Annotated in this window: 18 protein-coding genes; 11 read left to right on the plus strand and 7 right to left on the minus strand. The window is 57.7% G+C overall.

What is annotated here, in order from left to right:
• Positions 1-61 precede the first annotated feature (61 nt).
• Both AC2FLE_RS05715 and xth read left to right on the plus strand, forming a co-directional pair.
• Positions 62-385: a HesB/IscA family protein gene (locus AC2FLE_RS05715; RefSeq protein ID WP_496695731.1), complete on the plus strand. Its 324-nt coding sequence runs from the start codon at positions 62-64 to the stop codon at positions 383-385.
• A gap of 282 nt (positions 386-667) precedes the next feature.
• Positions 668-1,447, plus strand: coding sequence for an exodeoxyribonuclease III (gene xth / locus AC2FLE_RS05720; RefSeq protein WP_271947496.1), 780 nt, complete (start codon positions 668-670; stop codon positions 1,445-1,447).
• A 4-nt stretch (positions 1,448-1,451) separates the two neighbouring features.
• Here the strand turns inward: xth and AC2FLE_RS05725 are convergent, their stop codons facing one another.
• Positions 1,452-2,603, minus strand: coding sequence for an FAD-dependent monooxygenase (locus tag AC2FLE_RS05725; protein WP_496695733.1), 1,152 nt, complete (start codon positions 2,601-2,603; stop codon positions 1,452-1,454).
• Between the two features lie 70 nt (positions 2,604-2,673).
• On the minus strand, positions 2,674-3,096 hold the full coding sequence (gene dksA, locus AC2FLE_RS05730; RefSeq protein ID WP_142633326.1) for an RNA polymerase-binding protein DksA: 423 nt from the start codon (positions 3,094-3,096) through the stop codon (positions 2,674-2,676).
• A 373-nt stretch (positions 3,097-3,469) separates the two neighbouring features.
• Here dksA and AC2FLE_RS05735 point away from each other — a divergent pair, with 373 nt between their 5' ends.
• The 5 genes from AC2FLE_RS05735 to AC2FLE_RS05755 all read left to right on the plus strand — a co-directional run bounded on the left by AC2FLE_RS05735 (position 3,470) and on the right by AC2FLE_RS05755 (position 7,604).
• Positions 3,470-4,315 carry an AAA family ATPase gene (locus AC2FLE_RS05735; RefSeq protein WP_271948074.1) on the plus strand — a complete coding sequence of 282 codons (846 nt, stop codon included), beginning with the start codon at positions 3,470-3,472 and terminating at the stop codon, positions 4,313-4,315.
• A 115-nt stretch (positions 4,316-4,430) separates the two neighbouring features.
• Complete coding sequence (locus AC2FLE_RS05740; RefSeq protein ID WP_496688347.1) at positions 4,431-4,880, plus strand: GNAT family N-acetyltransferase; 450 nt, start codon at positions 4,431-4,433, stop codon at positions 4,878-4,880.
• The gene (locus AC2FLE_RS05745; RefSeq protein ID WP_496695736.1) at positions 4,877-6,229 is read left to right on the plus strand and encodes a DUF2927 domain-containing protein; all 1,353 of its coding nucleotides are present in this window, start codon (positions 4,877-4,879) and stop codon (positions 6,227-6,229) included. Before AC2FLE_RS05740 ends, AC2FLE_RS05745 begins: the two co-directional genes overlap by 4 nt.
• A gap of 16 nt (positions 6,230-6,245) precedes the next feature.
• Positions 6,246-6,416: a hypothetical protein gene (locus AC2FLE_RS05750; RefSeq protein ID WP_185956603.1), complete on the plus strand. Its 171-nt coding sequence runs from the start codon at positions 6,246-6,248 to the stop codon at positions 6,414-6,416.
• A 3-nt stretch (positions 6,417-6,419) separates the two neighbouring features.
• Complete coding sequence (locus tag AC2FLE_RS05755) at positions 6,420-7,604, plus strand: vWA domain-containing protein (protein WP_281971955.1); 1,185 nt, start codon at positions 6,420-6,422, stop codon at positions 7,602-7,604.
• Between the two features lie 36 nt (positions 7,605-7,640).
• Here AC2FLE_RS05755 and AC2FLE_RS05760 read toward each other — a convergent pair whose 3' ends face one another.
• Entirely contained in the window at positions 7,641-9,125 is a 1,485-nt protein-coding gene (locus AC2FLE_RS05760; protein WP_496691098.1) for an inorganic phosphate transporter, read from the minus strand.
• Positions 9,126-9,296: 171 nt separating this feature from the next.
• Between AC2FLE_RS05760 and AC2FLE_RS05765 the strand changes: the two genes are divergently transcribed.
• Positions 9,297-9,983 carry a M48 family metallopeptidase gene (locus AC2FLE_RS05765; protein ID WP_496695738.1) on the plus strand — a complete coding sequence of 229 codons (687 nt, stop codon included), beginning with the start codon at positions 9,297-9,299 and terminating at the stop codon, positions 9,981-9,983.
• Between the two features lie 71 nt (positions 9,984-10,054).
• Here AC2FLE_RS05765 and AC2FLE_RS05770 read toward each other — a convergent pair whose 3' ends face one another.
• Genes AC2FLE_RS05770 through AC2FLE_RS05785 form a run of 4 tightly spaced genes read right to left on the minus strand, consistent with a single transcriptional unit; the run spans position 10,055 to position 14,883 of the window.
• Positions 10,055-10,597, minus strand: coding sequence for an RSP_2648 family PIN domain-containing protein (locus AC2FLE_RS05770; protein WP_496695740.1), 543 nt, complete (start codon positions 10,595-10,597; stop codon positions 10,055-10,057).
• Entirely contained in the window at positions 10,594-11,796 is a 1,203-nt protein-coding gene (locus AC2FLE_RS05775; RefSeq protein WP_496695742.1) for an RSP_2647 family RNA methyltransferase, read from the minus strand. Before AC2FLE_RS05775 ends, AC2FLE_RS05770 begins: the two co-directional genes overlap by 4 nt.
• A gap of 38 nt (positions 11,797-11,834) precedes the next feature.
• Complete coding sequence (locus tag AC2FLE_RS05780) at positions 11,835-12,107, minus strand: hypothetical protein (protein WP_496695744.1); 273 nt, start codon at positions 12,105-12,107, stop codon at positions 11,835-11,837.
• The gene (locus AC2FLE_RS05785) at positions 12,094-14,883 is read right to left on the minus strand and encodes a [protein-PII] uridylyltransferase family protein (protein WP_496695746.1); all 2,790 of its coding nucleotides are present in this window, start codon (positions 14,881-14,883) and stop codon (positions 12,094-12,096) included. The genes AC2FLE_RS05780 and AC2FLE_RS05785 overlap by 14 nt, the downstream gene beginning before the upstream one ends.
• 283 nt (positions 14,884-15,166) lie before the next feature.
• On the opposite strand from AC2FLE_RS05785, the gene AC2FLE_RS05790 reads away from it, so the two are divergent.
• The 3 genes from AC2FLE_RS05790 to AC2FLE_RS05800 all read left to right on the plus strand — a co-directional run bounded on the left by AC2FLE_RS05790 (position 15,167) and on the right by AC2FLE_RS05800 (position 16,984).
• Entirely contained in the window at positions 15,167-15,589 is a 423-nt protein-coding gene (locus tag AC2FLE_RS05790; RefSeq protein ID WP_496695748.1) for a DUF2852 domain-containing protein, read from the plus strand.
• Between the two features lie 63 nt (positions 15,590-15,652).
• Positions 15,653-16,084 carry an RDD family protein gene (locus tag AC2FLE_RS05795; RefSeq protein WP_142635100.1) on the plus strand — a complete coding sequence of 144 codons (432 nt, stop codon included), beginning with the start codon at positions 15,653-15,655 and terminating at the stop codon, positions 16,082-16,084.
• Positions 16,085-16,159: 75 nt separating this feature from the next.
• Positions 16,160-16,984, plus strand: coding sequence for an arginyltransferase (locus tag AC2FLE_RS05800; protein WP_496695750.1), 825 nt, complete (start codon positions 16,160-16,162; stop codon positions 16,982-16,984).
• Position 16,985: the final 1 nt, after the last annotated feature.

The following is a 16,985-nucleotide window of genomic DNA, read 5'->3' on the forward strand; positions in this document are numbered from 1 at the left end:
CGCCTGTCCTTGGGCTTTCTATATGGTAGAGTGGTTAAGAAATAAACCTTTGGAGTTTGGCATGAATCTGCCCCCGACAGTTACAGAACGCGCCTTTGACCGCCTTGCCGAGATCGGCGCGGCCGATCAGGGTCAAGCCCTGCGTGTCGCTGTCGAAGGCGGCGGGTGTTCGGGATTTCAGTATGAAATTGCATTGGACCAACCCAAAGACGACGACCTGGTTCTTGAGGGTAAGGGGCAGAAGGTCATTGTCGACGCAATCTCCCTGCCATTTCTTGAAAATGCGGTGATTGATTTCACACAAGAACTGATCGGCGCACGCTTTGTGATCGAAAACCCAAACGCCACTTCTTCCTGCGGCTGCGGCACTTCGTTTTCAATGTGATCACCCGTGGGGGTTTCACCCCCACACCCCCAAGGTATTTCTAACCAGATGAAGCAGGGATCCGCTCTCCGATTTCCAGACCGGAGAGCTTCACCTGGCGCGGTCATCGGCGCCTCTGCCTGTACCGCCAGCTGATTTTCGGGGATTCTGGTTAACGATCCGTTTCTTCATCTGGCCAAAAATACCTCGGAGCGCGAGGCAGCGCCTCGCAAACCTGTTCTCCGCCTTGCCGTTGGGCCCGTTCTGAGCGATAGGTTGCCAAGGACTGTCGGAGGGCCGCGCATGAAAATCGCCACATTCAACATCAACGGCATCAAGGCGCGGGCCGAGGCTTTGCCGCGTTGGCTGGATGATGCTCAACCCGATGTTGTGCTGCTGCAAGAGATCAAGTCAGTCGACGATAACTTCCCCAGAGAGATCTTTGAGGCGCGCGGGTACAACGTGGAAACGCACGGTCAGAAAAGCTTTAACGGCGTTGCCATTCTGTCGAAGCTACCGCTTGAGGATGTCTCACGTGGGTTGCCCGGTGATGATGAGGACGAACAGGCCCGCTGGATCGAGGCCACGGTCGTCGGCAAACAGGCGCTGCGTATCTGTGGGCTCTATCTGCCAAACGGCAACCCCACCCCGGGGCCAAAATACGACTACAAACTTGCCTGGATGGAGCGGCTCTATCATCGGGCCCGCGACCTGATGAACAGTGAAGAACCCGCTCTGATGGCAGGTGATTACAACATCATTCCCCAGGCCGAAGACGCAGCGCGTCCCGATGCCTGGCGCGAGGATGCATTGTTTCGCCCTGAAAGCCGGGCCGCATTTCGGAAAATTCTGAATCTCGGCTTCACCGAGGCCTTTCGCGCTGGCACGCAAGGTCCGGAACATTATTCATTCTGGGATTATCAAGCGGGTGCGTGGAACCGAAATGACGGGATTCGTATTGATCATTTCCTTCTGACCCCTCAGGCCGCTGACCTTTTGCGCGATTGCAAAATAGATTCCGAAATTCGGGGGCACGAAAAACCGTCAGATCATGTTCCGGTTTGGATAGATCTAGATCTGTAATCGGCTAAGCCGTGGCATCGAACTCATAGATCCAATCATATTTTCGGCCCAACCGCGATCCAATTGCCATCAACGCCAGTTGCGCCCCGACACGCATAGGGCCACGTAGATGGAAGTTGCGCGCGTTGGCTCCAGCGGCAGCGACCACCCGAGTTGCCCGCTGGCGACGGGTCGCTTCATAGGCGGCCAGTGCTTGCGAAACGCCGGATTGTTCTTCGAAAGACCGCCCCAGAGTCCAGGCATCTTCTAGTGCAAGGCAAGCACCTTGGGCCATGAAAGGCAGCGTCGGATGAGCTGCGTCGCCCAAAAGCGCCACACGCCCATTCTGCCAGCATTCAGCAACAGGGCGCAGGAACAATGCCCAGATATTCGGGTCCTGAACCTCTTGCAAAATCTCTTTGACCAAGCCGCCAAAACCTGCAAATCGCACCTTCAGCTCTTCGGGGTCACCGCGCAGACGCCAGCCTTCTTCCTGCCAGTCAGACCGCTCTTCGATTGCCACGATGTTCATCAAGGTCTGATCGCGCAAAGGATACGTTACTACATGCCGTCCCGGCCCCATGGTTAGCACAGCGCAAGGGTTCTTGTTGCGTCGGTCCCATGGAATCGTCGCGCGCCAGGCAACCTGATGTGTGAATTTCGGTGTTTCCCTGCCAGTCAGGTCAGCACGAATTGCACTTTGGCCGCCGTCCGCGGCGACTGCACAATCAACCCGAAATCTCGCCCCCGTATCGAGGGTAATTTCGGCCTCGGACGGGTGCTTTCGCACCCGTTCCACACGCGCACCAAGGTGAAACTCTACCCCTTTTTGAACCGCCGCTTTGTAGAGAAGATCAAGCAGGTCAGCGCGATGGTAATAATAGGTAGGCCCGGCAGAGGGTGGCACGATTTTGCAGACTAGCCGCCCTGCCCGGTAATCACGAAGGACCGTTCCATGGGACAAAAGCCCAGCCTCCGGCGTGTCCGCAACAACCTTCAGCGCACGCAGCACAGCCATCCCGTTGGCGCTGATCTGAAGGCCCGCGCCAACCTCGGTCAATTCTGGTGCCTGCTCAAACACGGTCACCACGGCGCCGCGCTGTCGCAGGGTCAAAGCAGCCGCGAGGCCGCCAATGCCACCTCCGACTATGCCGAATTTCGATCCGCTGATGTTCATGTCACCGGCTTAACGCAAAAACGCCGGAGCAAAAGGCCCCGGCGTCTATGTTATCAGATTTTCCCAGCGATCAATCGTCGCGGTGGACCTTTTCGCGACGCTCATGCCGTTCCTGCGCCTCAAGCGTCATGGTCGCGATTGGGCGCGCATCCAAACGTTTCAGCGAAATCGGATCACCGGTCATCTCGCAATAGCCGTACTCGCCTTCATCAATCCGGCGCATGGCAGAATCGATCTTGGCAACCAGCTTGCGCTGACGATCGCGGGTGCGCAGTTCTAGCGCGCGATCGGTTTCTTCGCTTGCGCGGTCAGCGACATCCGGAATGTTACGGGTATTGTCCTGCAGCCCTTCAATCGTATCGCGGCTGCCAGCCATTAGTTCGTTTTTCCAATCCAGCAGCTTGCGACGAAAATACTCTAGCTGCCTGTCATTCATAAATGGTTCGTCTTCAGCTGGACGGTAATCTTCAGGCAGAAAAACTTCCTGCTTCATTTTTGCTCCCTCGGTGTGGCCTGCAACGCCGGTCACTCTCTCATTACCTGACATGCGGCAATCCCCTTCTGCGGAGCGTTTATCTGACAGCGCAGTAATTGTCACTATGCAAACGTCGCCCCGGCGCCGCGCCATTGCGCGTGATCTAAATACGTCCAACCAAACAACAAAACCTTGTTTTTCTGTGAAAATTAACTGACCATTTCAGGGCAACGCCAAAAAGACGGCACCGGATGTTAGCGCACGAATCAACCAAAAGCATTGTAGTTACTCGGCAATTTCCCTTCATGCGACGCAGCGACCTGGCTTGTCAAAATTTCTGCTGCGCGGTAACCCCAAGGGCGCATTTCGCGCGACACTTGATGAGGGGCCAATGACCGCACGTTTCCAAGGAACAGCCGAATACGTCGCCACAGACGATCTGACCATTGCGGTAAATGCCGCCGTGACGCTGGAACGTCCCTTGCTGGTCAAAGGTGAGCCGGGAACTGGCAAGACCGAGTTGGCCAAGCAGGTGGCCGGAGCGTTGGGGCTGCGGATGATCGAGTGGAACGTGAAATCCACCACCCGCGCGCAGCAGGGACTGTATGAATACGATGCCGTCAGTCGTCTGCGCGACAGCCAGTTGGGTGAAGAGCGCGTGCACGACGTGTCGAACTATATCCGCAAGGGTAAATTGTGGCAGGCCTTTGAAACCGATGAAAAGGTCGTGTTGTTGATCGACGAGATCGACAAGGCCGATATCGAATTTCCGAACGATCTGCTGCAAGAGCTCGATAAGATGGAGTTCCACGTCTACGAGACCAGCGAAACGATCCGCGCCAAGAACCGTCCGATCGTCATCATCACATCGAACAATGAAAAGGAACTGCCCGACGCCTTCCTGCGCCGGTGTTTCTTTCACTATATCCGGTTCCCTGATGAGGCCACGATGCGCCGCATCGTCGAGGTCCATCATCCCGGCATCAAAGATGCGCTTTTGACAACGGCTCTGACCCAGTTCTATGAGATTCGCGAAACTCAGGGCCTGAAGAAAAAGCCATCAACCTCAGAGGTGCTGGACTGGCTCAAGCTGCTGCTGGCCGAGGACCTGACCGCCGAAGACCTCAAGCGCGATGGCGCCAATGCCCTGCCCAAACTGCACGGTGCGCTGCTTAAGAATGAACAGGACGTGCACCTGTTCGAACGCCTGGCATTCATGGCCCGCAACAAACGCTGAGCCGGTAAACCCTCGGTGATCGCCGCTTGCCTTAGCAAGTCTCGGATGCAAGCATTGGTCTCAGGTTGCCCGGCTTGTCCGGGCAATTTACCATCAGACCCAACGGGACTCAGCAATGCCAGAAACAGTAACAATTCGAGCCTTGCATCCGACTGATCGCGAGGACTGGGCGGATATGTGGCGGGATTATCTGGCGTTTTATGAAACCACGGTTCCGGATTCCGTCTATGACAGCACATTCTCGCGACTGCTGGGGGATGATCCGAACGATTTTTCTTGTTTCGTCGCGCAGGCCGACGGAGGGCTTGTGGGTTTGACCCACTTTCTGTTCCACCGCCATGCCTGGAAGGAAGAAAGCGTGTGCTACTTGCAGGACCTATTCGCCCGCCCCGAGGCGCGCGGCATGGGGGTCGGTCGCGCTTTGATTCAGGCCGTCTACGACGAAGCGGACCGGCAAGGTGCACCGTCTGTCTATTGGCTGACGCAGGATTTCAACCATACCGCGCGAAAGCTCTATGACAGGATCGGCAAACAGACACCTTTCATCAAGTATCAGCGCCCATGACGCGATGGCTCGCAATCTTGATCAGCTTTGTCCTGACCGCATGCGCCACGATTGAGCCTGCCGAAAGCCCATCCGAGATTGTGGACGTCGAACCACCCCTGCCCCCTGCCAAGTCCTTTACGCGTGCATACCCCTCGCCTCCGGCGCGGTCGAATGAGAACATGGCAGCGGATTTCATCTCTCTGCATTTCGCACTGGAAGGGGGTACGGAACTGCCTGTTTTTACGCGGTTCGAAACCCCGATCACGGTGCGGTTGACCGGGGCTGCGACGCCCTCGCTTCAAAAGGATCTGGGCCGCCTGCTGGCCCGTCTGCGCACCGAGGCCGGGATAGACATCAAACAGATCAAGGACGGTCAGGCCAACATCACGATCGCGGCGGTCAGTCAAAAAGAGATTCAGGCCATCCTGCCTCAGGCTGCATGTTTCGTGGTACCCAATGCCTCAAGCCTTGAGGAGTACCGCCGGGATCGGTTCAAACAGAAAAGCAGCTGGACCAAACTGAGCAGCCGTCAGCGACTGGGCATCTTCATTCCCGCCGATGCAAGTCCGCAGGAAAAACGTGACTGCCTGCACGAAGAGATCGCACAGGCGCTTGGCCCGCTGAATGACCTGTATCGCCTTCCTGACTCGGTATTCAACGATGACAATATCCACACGGTCCTGACCGGGTTCGACATGTTGATCCTGAAGGCCGCATATTCATCCCAACTGCACAGCGGTATGACACGTGAACAGGTCGAAACGGCCATACCCGAAATTCTCTCGCGTCTGAATCCGCGCGGTGATGCGGTGCCGGTACAGCCCATGTCGGAAACTCCACGAGCCTGGATTTCAGCAATTCAGAAATCCTTGCAATCCAATCGCAGCCAGCAATCGCGCATGAGGCAGGCCCGCAAGGCAGCCCGAATTGGCAAGGAACAAGGTTGGACCGATCACCGGCGCGCTTACCCTCATTACCTGATGGGCCGAATGGAACAGTTCGATGATCCGCATGAAGCCTTGCGCCAATATGATATTGCCCTGCAGTTTCTGCGCGCTACACCGGGCACCGAATTGCATCAATCCTACATCACGACCCAACTGGGCGCCTTTGCGCTTTCGCAGGGCAATGGGCCAGAGTTCCTACCCGAAATCGACGACGCTATCAACGTGATGACACGGGCCGAGAACGCCTCGCAGCTTGCAACGTTGTTGTTGCTGAAAGCCGAGGTCCTGAATGAAGTCGGCCGTTCCACAGAGGCACGTTCCGTCAGACTGGACAGTCTGAGATGGGCACGATACGGCTTTGGCTCGGATGTAGTGGCCCGGTCGCTTATGCAGGACGTCGCAGAAGGACCAGTCAATTAACGGGGGCGATTAACGCATGATAGTGGTTCTGGGACTGGCGGTGCTGGGTGCGCTCCTTGGGGCGCTGACCGCGCGCAAACGCAACGGCAGCGGCGCCGATATCGCGCAATATGCAGCCGGATATGGAATCGCCTTTGCGCTGGTCGGGCTCATTCTGTCCTTGGTTCTGGTTCGCTTTGTGGTGTAGCCCATGTTTGTTCCCTTTTTCGAAAACCTTCGCAAAGCCGGTATCCCCGTATCCCTGCGGGAATATCTGACCTTTCTGGAGGGTATGAAAAAGGGGCTGGCAACCTATGATGTCGAGGCGTTCTATTACCTCGCCCGCGTGTCGATGGTGAAGGACGAACGCAATATCGACAAGTTCGACCGCGCTTTTGCCGCCAGCTTTGAAGGGCTGGAACAGATCGGGTTCGAACAGGTCCTCGAAGCCGTCGACATCCCTGCCGAATGGCTGGCGAAGATGGCGGAAAAGCACCTCAGCGAAGAGGAAAAAGCCGAGATCGAGGCCCTTGGCGGGTTCGACAAGCTGATGGAGACGCTGAAAGAGCGGCTCAAGGATCAACAAGGCCGCCACCAAGGTGGCAACAAGTGGATCGGTACGGCCGGAACGTCGCCCTTCGGAGCCTACGGGTACAACCCGGAAGGTGTGCGGATCGGCCAGAAGGAAAGCCGTCATCAGCGCGCGGTCAAGGTTTGGGACAAGCGTGAATTCAAGAACCTAGACGACACGGTCGAGCTGGGCACGCGCAACATCAAGGTCGCGTTGAAGCGCCTGCGCCGCTGGGCCCGCGAGGGTGCGGCGGAAGAGCTTGATCTGGACGGCACCATCCGCGCCACAGCCGAGCATGGATATCTAGACGTCAAAACCCGGCCCGAACGGCACAATGCCGTCAAGGTGCTGTTGTTTCTGGACGTCGGAGGCTCAATGGATCCACATATCAAAGTGGTGGAAGAGCTGTTCTCGGCCGCTAGAACCGAATTCAAGCATCTGGAATATTACTACTTCCACAACTGCCTGTACGAAGGTGTCTGGCGTGACAACATCCGCCGCTGGGACCAGCAGACGCCGACCCATGAGGTGCTGCGCACCTATGGTCCCGATTACAAATGCATCTTCGTCGGCGACGCCTCGATGAGCCCTTATGAGGTCGCCTATCCCGGCGGTGCCAATGAACACTGGAACCAGGAGGCTGGCCAGATCTGGCTGCAGCGGGCGCGCGACCAATGGGCATCGAACCTGTGGATCAACCCAGTGCCTGAGAAGTATTGGGAATATACCCACTCAATCGGAATGATCCGCGAGATTTTTCAGGATCGGATGGTGCCGATGACTCTGGCCGGGCTGGAAAAAGGAATGCGCGAGCTGACGCGATAACGCCAGCCCGCGGATCAGGTTCTGCCAAGGCCGGGATTACCCGGCGATGGCCTGAATGCCCAGAAACAGAACACCCGACAACACAGCCGCCGCGGGCACGGTAATAATCCAGGCTGCTATGATCGTCATAAAGTGCGAGCGGCGCACCAGCTTGCGCCGGCGGCGTTCTTCCGGTGCCAGAACCGTCCGCTCAGGCACTGTAATGCGGGCTTTACGCAGCCGTCTTTCAGCATCCCATTCCCGGAAGAAGCCGACACCAAAGACGGCACCCACTGCAATATGGGTCGAGCTTACGGGAAGACCCAGCCAACTGGCCACGATAACGGTGATGGCTGCGGACAGCGCAACGCAATAGGCACGCATCGGGTTAAGTTTGGTTATTTGGCTGCCAACCATTCGGATCAGTTTTGGCCCAAACAGGAACAGGCCAAACGAAATGCCAAAGGCGCCGATGATCATGACCCAATAGGGAATACTGATCGCCTGGGTGAAATCACCCGAGGCAGAGGCTTGCACGATGGCTGCCAAAGGCCCAACGGCATTGGCCACATCATTGGCCCCATGTGCAAAGCTCAGCAATGCGGCGGATACGATCAGAGGGATGCCGAACAATACTTTGAGGGATTTATTGCGGTTCTCCAGACCTTCGGATTGACGCCGAATAACCGGAATCATCACGGCCCAGACCAGCCCACCACAGGCGGCCCCGATCAACAAAGCCGTGCCGAGGTCGATCTTGACGATCTTCTTGAGCCCCTTCAGCGCCAGATAGCTGGCAAAAGCCGCCGCCATGATACCAACCAGCATCGGCACCCATTTCCGGGCCGCTGCGATCTTGTCGTCCTGATAGATAATCCGGGACTTGATGAACCAGAGAAATCCTGCGGCGACCAGACCGCCAAGCATAGGCGAGATAACCCAGCTGGCCGCGATCTTGCTCATCGTCCCCCAGCTCACTGCGCCAAAACCGGCTGCGGCGATCCCCGCCCCCATGACGCCTCCGACAACCGAGTGGGTCGTGGACACAGGCGCTCCGACCCAGGTCGCCAGGTTGACCCAAAGCGCTGAAGACAACAAAGCCGCCATCATCGCCCAGATGAATACAGTCTGCGTTCCCATGCTTTCAGGAGCGATAATGCCCTTGGCGATCGTGGAAACAACGTCACCTCCAGCGATCAGCGCGCCGGCACTTTCGAATATGGCAGCAATCGCGATGGCGCCCCCCATGGTCAACGCATTGGCCCCGACCGCCGGTCCCATATTGTTGGCAACATCATTGGCCCCGATATTCAGCGCCATATAAGCCCCAAACATTGCCGCAAGCACTACGATCAGCGTGTTGTTGCCTTGTCCGAACAGGAAGGCTGCCACAAGACCTGCGACAACGATAAAAGAAAGCGCGATGCCAGACCCGACAAATGGGCGACCCACCTGGGAGGTTGCCACTTCTAGCCGAGAAAAGCGTCTAAGGTCGCGGTCAAGCGTTTCCAGGTGACGGGCTTCGTGGTCATTGTTGGACATTGTGTATTCTCCGACGAGTTCCCGTGCGGATAAGGCGGCAGGCGGCGTTTTTCAACAGTTAGAATCCGAAAGAACCCAGTTTCCACTGCGTCATGGCAGCTAGGAGACCTTTCAGGCCCACGGAAACGCTGATGCCTTGCCCTTGTGTCTGCTTATCCCCATATCAGAACCATGCTCCGAATTACTCCGATTCTTCTGGCGGTTCTGTATGCCGTGGTGATGTACCGGATCTCGGTCTGGCGCACCCATCGCGAGCTTGACCTGAAATCGACCGAACTGGCCGATCCCGCCCTCAAGCGTATGACTGACCGGCTGGCGGCGGCGCTGGGGATCGAGAGGGTTCCGGTCTATATATATGAAATCGACCCGGTGAACGGGCTTGCGGCTCCGGATGGACGAATATTCATCACACGCGGGTTTTATCGCAAGTTCCTCAATGGCGAGGTTTCCGCCGAAGAGATGGCGAGCGTCATCGCACATGAACTGGGGCATGTGGCCTTGGGTCATGCACGTCGACGGATGATTGATTTTTCTGGACAGAATGCGTTGCGGACAGCCTTGATGCTGCTTCTGAGCCGGTTCGTCCCATTCATCGGTGCGATGATTGCAAACGCGCTGACTGCGCTTTTGGCGTCGCGCCTGTCACGTGGGGATGAATATGAAGCAGATGAATATGCCGCCGCCCTGCTAACCAAAGCCGGGATCGGCATCGGCCCGCAAAAGTCTCTGTTTCACAAGCTTGAGGATTTGACGCAGCAACGCGCAGGCGTTGTACCCGCCTGGTTGATGAGCCATCCCAAAACGGATGAGCGGATTGCGGCGCTGGAAGTGCTTGAGCAGCGTTGGGCGCGTGGCTGAGGCTCGGCGGCGAGAGGCCAGCCTCTCGCGCTCTCCGAGGTAATTTTAGCCAGATGAAGCAGGGATCCCACTTAGCTGGCGAGCGCTTTACCCAGACGCGGCAGGCGGGCTTTTTTCATCAATCCACGCAAAGTCCATGTATCGCCTGACAGGCGGTTTGCTTCGGCCAGTACCTGCTGTGCAAGCTGGTCCAGCCCTTGCGGGTCGTTATACCAGAAACCATACAGCAGACTGTCAGGGTCACGCCGCTCAAGCCCTTCTTCTGCAAGAATATTTCTGGGGAAATCCTTGGCGTTGACCGTGACGATGGTATCCGCTGACGCGGCTACTGCAGTGGCCAAAACGTGGATATCAGCGGCGTCCGGCAGCCAGAGTCGAGCCTGCAGACCGTCATTGGCAGGGCGTTCTGCCTTGGGCCATTTGACCTGCGTCAGGGCAATCTCGGCACGGGCCTGTGCCTCGCCTTCGGGGCCCAGCTTGCGTGCGGCGCGGGCCCATTCTTCGAGGATGCGCGCCGACCATATAGGGGTGAAATGGCCCAGCCGGGCGGTGCCCAACAGCATCTCTCGCATCACCGTGGGGTAGATCACGCAGGTATCGAGTACAGCCTTCATAACCGGTAGAACACGGCCTTGAGGTAACCGCTTTCAGCCAGCTGCGGCAGTTGCGGGTGATCGGGCCCGGCAAAGCCCGTATGGATCAGTTGGGCTGAGCGCCCGGCGCGCCCGATGCCACGGGATGAGGCGTCGCGGAAGCGGCCCAGATCAGCAGCGTGCGAGCAAGAGCATAAGCCCAGATATCCGCCCGGCTTGACCAGTGTAGCGGCCAATCGCGCAATGCGTTCATAGGCCCGCAGCCCTGCATCCAGCGCCTGCCTTGATGGTGCAAAGGCGGGAGGATCACAGATAACGACGTCAAATTTAGCGCCTTCGTCGTTCAACTGAGCCAACACATCAAAGGCATCGCCTTGGCGCGTGTCGAATTGATCGGCAAAGCCAGAAGCCTCGGCCCCTTTTGCGGCCAACTCCAATGCCGCGGCCGACCCATCGACCGACAGCGCCTGTCCGGCGCCACCCGCCAGCATCGCCAACCCGAACCCTCCGACATGGCTGAAGACATCCAGTACCTGTGCCTTGGGTTGAACCAGCTGCGCAGCAAAGGCGTGATTGGGGCGTTGGTCATAGAACAGGCCGGTTTTCTGACCGCCCGCCAAATCCGCCATATAGGTTGCACCGTTCATCAACACGGGCAAAGGCGCATCCGGGACAGTGCCGCGCAAGGTCAGGTTGACATCATCCAACCCTTCCAGACCGCGTGTCCGGCCCGAGGCGTTTTTCAGCACGGTCGTCACGCCGGTCACAGCGACCAGCGCGTCGGTCAACATATCCAGATGCGCCTCCGCCCAGGCAGCGTTGGGCTGGATCACACAGGCCTCACCGAACCGGTCGATGATGACACCCGGAAAGCCATCCGCCTCGGCATGGATCAGGCGGTAAAAGGGCGAGTCAAACAGGCGTTCGCGCATATCAAGCGCGCGGCGCAGACGGGTTTCGAACCAATCAGCCGTCAGCTCGGCGTCAGGATCGCGGTCCAGCACACGGCACATGATTTTCGATTCAGGATTGACCGCCACCAACGCGATCGGCGCGCGATTTTCATCCTCGAGCACGGCCAGCGCGCCAGCAGGGATTTTGCGCGTGCGACGGTCGGTGACAATGTCATTGGCATAGACCCACGGGAAGCCATGGCGCAGGCCGCGCGCATTGGCTTTGGGTTTCAGGCGGATACGGGGACGGACTGCAGTTTGGGTCATGGCGACCTCATAGTCGCGAACGCGCCGAGGGGAAAGCCCTAGCGGTTGCGAGACCGCCAACCACCGCGCCGTTTCGGCACCTGAGCAGATTGCAACCCTTCGGTCAGCACCTGTGTCATTGGGTGATCGGCCTCATCTTTGGCATAGATGGCGTGCAGGTCAGACAGGGCTTGCCTCTGATCACGCCCCTCCGGAAGGCTTAACGCCCAGTCCAGAAAGATACTGCGACATTCGGGCAATGTGATGCCATCGATGCGATAGGCCTCGCGGATCAGGCCTTTGTGATCGTTCGGATCGTCATTGCGCGGCATCTTTATCCTCCTGAACCACGCGGCCGATAATTTCGGCGGCGATATCGTAGCTTTCCTGCAACGCGGCCTGCAACTGTTCGACCTGCTCATACCCGGTGGCCCGACACAGGAAGGCGGAACCGCCCTCTCCGATTTTATCGGCCTCGATAACCTTACCTGACAACAGCCGAGCTGCGCATTGCACAGACCAGCATAGATCGTAGCAATCCTTCAACGTTTGCGCCTGAGCGACATCCAAAAGCGCGGCTGCGACTGCACCGTCCAACCCGGCATGTACATCGCGCTTTGCAACACCGGACAGTAAAGCGCCTGTTTCGGCCATCAGCTCTATGTCCATCATGCGCCCGGCCCCATTCTTGGCATCCCAAATACCGGCAGGGGTTTTCGCGGCTGCCAGACGCGCGCGCATTTCGGCAACTTCGCGCAAAACCTGCGCCTGATCGCGGGAGCGCGAAACAAGCTCTGTTCGAAAGCTCTCGATATCGTCGGCCAGTGAGGGCTCACCGGCGACGGGATTTGCGCGCGTCAGGGCTAGGTGTTCCCACACCCAGGCCTCATTCTGCTGATAGTTCGTGAAGCTGGCCCAACTGGTTGCCACCGGCCCCTGATTGCCCGAGGGGCGCAGCCGCATGTCGACCTCATAAAGTCGCCCCTGCGACATTGGGGCCGACAGCGCCGTGATCAGTGCCTGCGTGAACCGGGCATAGTAGGTCCGCGTGGCAAGAGGCCGTGGGCCCTCGGACATGTCCTGATCCAGCGGGTCGTAGATCACGATCATATCAAGGTCAGATTGCGAGTTGATCCGCCCTGCCCCCAGGGATCCCATGCCCAACACAGCGGCACCGCGACCGGGTGCGGGCCCGTGTTTGCTGGTGAACTGGTCCACAACACATGGCAGGATCGCAGCGATCACCGCGCTTGCAAGTTCGGCATATTGCTGCCCCGCCTGCACGCCGTCGATCAACCCGCGCAGATGGTGAACGCCGATCCGGAAATGCCATTCCTTGCACCAGCGCCGCGCCAGATCAAGCTGGCTTTCGTAGTCCTGCTCCTGCGAGAGTTCTCGCTCCAATTCGCCCTGCAGCACCGTCCGGCCCGGCCAGTCGTCAAAGAAGCTGCCGCCAATCACCGCATCAAAGACCGAGGCGTTGTGCGACAAATGCGCGGCCAATGCATGCGACGTGCCTACTATATCGACAAGCAGGTCGATAAGCTGCGGGTTGGCCTCGAACAGAGAAAACAGCTGCACGCCCGCAGGCAACCCGCGAAGGAACCCGTCCAGTGCCAGCAGCGCCTCATCCGGTTGGGCAGTTTTGGCAAGACGCGTCAGCAGCTCTGGTTTCAGCCGCTCGAAAATCCGCGCCCCGCGCTGAGAACGCAGTGATGGGTAGGTTGTCCAGCGCGCCAATATGCTTTCGTCAAATTCAACTTCTGGCAAAGGTGCACGGGCTGTCGGGCCGGGGGCGAAAAAACCTTCGGTCAACTCATGAACCTCGGTCAGCCGCCGTTTCAGATCCGCAGTCAGATCGGCGCTATCAATCCCCATCAGGCATGCAATCCGCTCAATCCCGTCCGAGGATTGCGGAATCTTATGGGTCTGCGCATCATGGATCATCTGAATGCGGTGTTCGACATCGCGATGCGCGCGGTAGTGATCGGTAAGCTTTTCAGCCACGTCCTCGGGCACCCACCCTTTGCCGGCCAAAGCCGCCAATCCCGGTACAGTGCCACGCACGCGCAGGTCCGTATCGCGACCTCCGGCAATCAACTGTCGGGTCTGCGTGAAAAACTCGATCTCACGTATCCCGCCCTGCCCTAGTTTCATATCATGACCCGGAATGGTGAGCGCACCGCCTGTCCCTTTGTTTTCGCGGATACGCAAGCGCATGTCATGGGCATCCTGTATAGCCGCGAAATCCAGATGCCTTCGCCAGATGAAGGGGCGGAGCGTATCCAGGAAACGCTGCCCCGCAGCGATATCGCCAGCGCAGGGACGCGCTTTGATATATGCGGCGCGCTCCCAAGTGCGGCCCAGACTTTCATAGTACCGTTCGGCAGCTTCCGCAGCCAGACAAACTGGCGTCACCGCAGGGTCAGGCCGCAGTCTTAGATCCGTGCGAAATACATATCCATCCGCTGTCTTGTCACTGAGTGTGGCGCAGAAATTCCGTGTCGCCCGGACCATCCCTTGCCGCGCTTCATAGAAATCGTCCGGATCATAGCGCGTTTCGTCAAACAAAACGATCAGGTCGATATCAGAGCTGTAGTTCAACTCATGCGCACCCATCTTGCCCATGGCCAATATGATCATTCCCGCGGCAGAGGCGACATCATCTTCGGTCATCCCCGGCAATTTACCTCGCCGGATCAAGGTTGCAATCTCGGCCTTGGCGGCAACATCCGCTACCATGGCCCCGAAATCGGTTAGTGCCCCTGTAACTTTTTCCAACGGCCACGCCCCTGCCAGATCCGCCAGGGCGGTCAACAGCGCCAAACGCCTCTTGGCCTGCCTCAGCCCCGGCCTGAGTTGATCCGAAGGCAAGGTCCTTGCGGTTTCCATAATGGATGCAAGCATCGCGTCCGGTTGCGCCAAAGCTTGCGGTAGCCAGTCGGCTTCCAGATCAATCAGGCCTTTGAGATAGGGGCTGGAGCCCGCAGCCCCTGCGATCAGTTCCCCCTGCTCAGGTGTAATGCCGCCCACTGCATCGCGCGCTTCGGAACCAAGTGAAGGATCAAAGGCGCGCGGTACACGGTTGACGGCAAGAAGTCCTGTCATTTCATCTCCGATGGCGTGGTTTTTAGTATTTCTGTGACCAAATTTCTAACCCGACATTGCAACAATTAGGCGCTTAACTCAAAACAGCGCCGCAGCAGACAACCCAGTCAATGATTGAAAGAAACCGTGGTGCGTTAGACTGAAATTGCGCTTGTTCAGATGTCAGGTCAACCATCCGAAATTCAGAAATGTAAATCATTTTCACATTGACCTCTTGTAACTGGGTTTGGTGCCCCCATCTATTCAATGTGAAAACAATTTACATCTAACCCGGAGAGCACCAATGACCGCATTGACAGAACACGCCGTCCCTGAAAACCCGGGATGGCTCAGCCGCGCAGAGGCCTGGCTTGACGATAAAGGCAAAGGGGCCTGGATCGCTGCCATGGTCCTTGGCTTTATCTTTTTCTGGCCCGTCGGCCTGGCCCTTCTGGCCTACATGATCTGGAGCAAACGTATGTTCAACAAATCCTGCAGCCGTCGCAAATCCTGGCACAGCCACATGAGCGCAATGAAGCCCTCGGGCAACAGCGCATTCGACGCCTACAAGTCCGATACTCTGGCTCGGCTGGAGCGTGAGCAACAGGAATTCGAAGCGTTCCTGCATCGTCTGCGCGAAGCGAAAGACAAGGCCGAATTCGACCAGTTCATGGATGAACGCGTCCGCGAGAACCGCGAAAGCGACGAATCCGGCGATAACGCCTGATCGACCTTGCCCTGTTCCGACAATCGGGACAGGGTATTTGAAACATCTACCGGAATGACCCGTATGCACTCTTTGCCAGACCCGAACCGGCAGCCCGAGTTTTACCAGTCCGTCACGACCAAACGGTTCCTGGCCTGGCTGTTCGATATTGCCTTTATTTCGCTGCTTTGTACCGTCGCCATCGTCCTGACCCTCGGGCTAGGCGTACTGATACTCGCCCTGATTTATGCGGTGGTCAGTTTTGTCTATCGCGTCGTCACAATCGCCAACGGCTCTGCCACTCTGGGTATGCGTTTCATGGGGGTCGAACTGCGCGACGCTTTTGGTGAACGAATGGACACAGGTAAAGCGGTCGCACACACAGCCGGTTATTTTGTCAGCATGGCATTTCCGGTGCTGCAAATCATTTCAGTCATCATGATGCTAACCGGCGCGCGCGGCCAGGGCCTGACCGACACCCTTCTCGGCACGGTTATGATTAACCGTCGCGCTTAAAAGACTGTCGCGTGAATCACTTGGCGGCTCCGGGAACGGTTGTTATCATCCCGTTTCAGGAACCATAGGACATTCATGCGACACACGCTGCCAATCGCGCCGCAATTCTACGTTACGGCCCCTCAGCCTTGCCCTTATCTTGAGGGCAAGATGGAGCGTAAGCTGTTCACAGCGCTGCAGGGCGAAGGCGCGAATCAACTGAATGACTCCCTTTCCCAGCAAGGGTTTCGACGGTCTCAGAACGTCCTATACCGCCCTTCCTGCACCGATTGCGCCGCGTGTTTGTCCGCGCGGATCGACGTTTCGGCCTTTCAACCCAGCAAAAGCCAGAAACGCGCGGTCAGGCGGAACTCACATCTGCGACGCCGGGCGAATTCCCCATGGGCTACCGACGAACAGTATGACCTGTTCCGCACCTATCTTGACACCCGACATGCGGATGGCGGCATGGCGGATATGGACGTCTTCGAATTTGCAGCCATGATCGAAGAGACCCCCATACGCAGCCGAGTGGTCGAATATTCAGACCCGGAATCCGGCAATCTGATCGCTGTCAGTTTGACCGATGTCTTGGATGACGGGCTGAGCATGGTCTATTCATTCTATTGCCCGGAACAGCCTCAGAATTCATTGGGCACGTACATGATTTTGGATCACATCGACATCGCACGCGAGGCGGGTCTGCCCTATATTTATCTTGGCTACTGGGTGCCTGGCAGCCCGAAAATGGGATACAAATCCCGCTTTGCAGGGCTGGAAGTGTACAGTCAGGGCGAATGGAAACGGGTCAAGGATCCCTATGACATTGCACATGACGGCCACCACCCGCTGTCCACCGCCCCCATCGCCGAACAGGTTGCCAGCATCCAATTGCCTGATCGTCACCCGACCAAAGGCTGAA

It is taken from the genome of Ruegeria sp. CDSA077, from assembly GCF_059612265.1.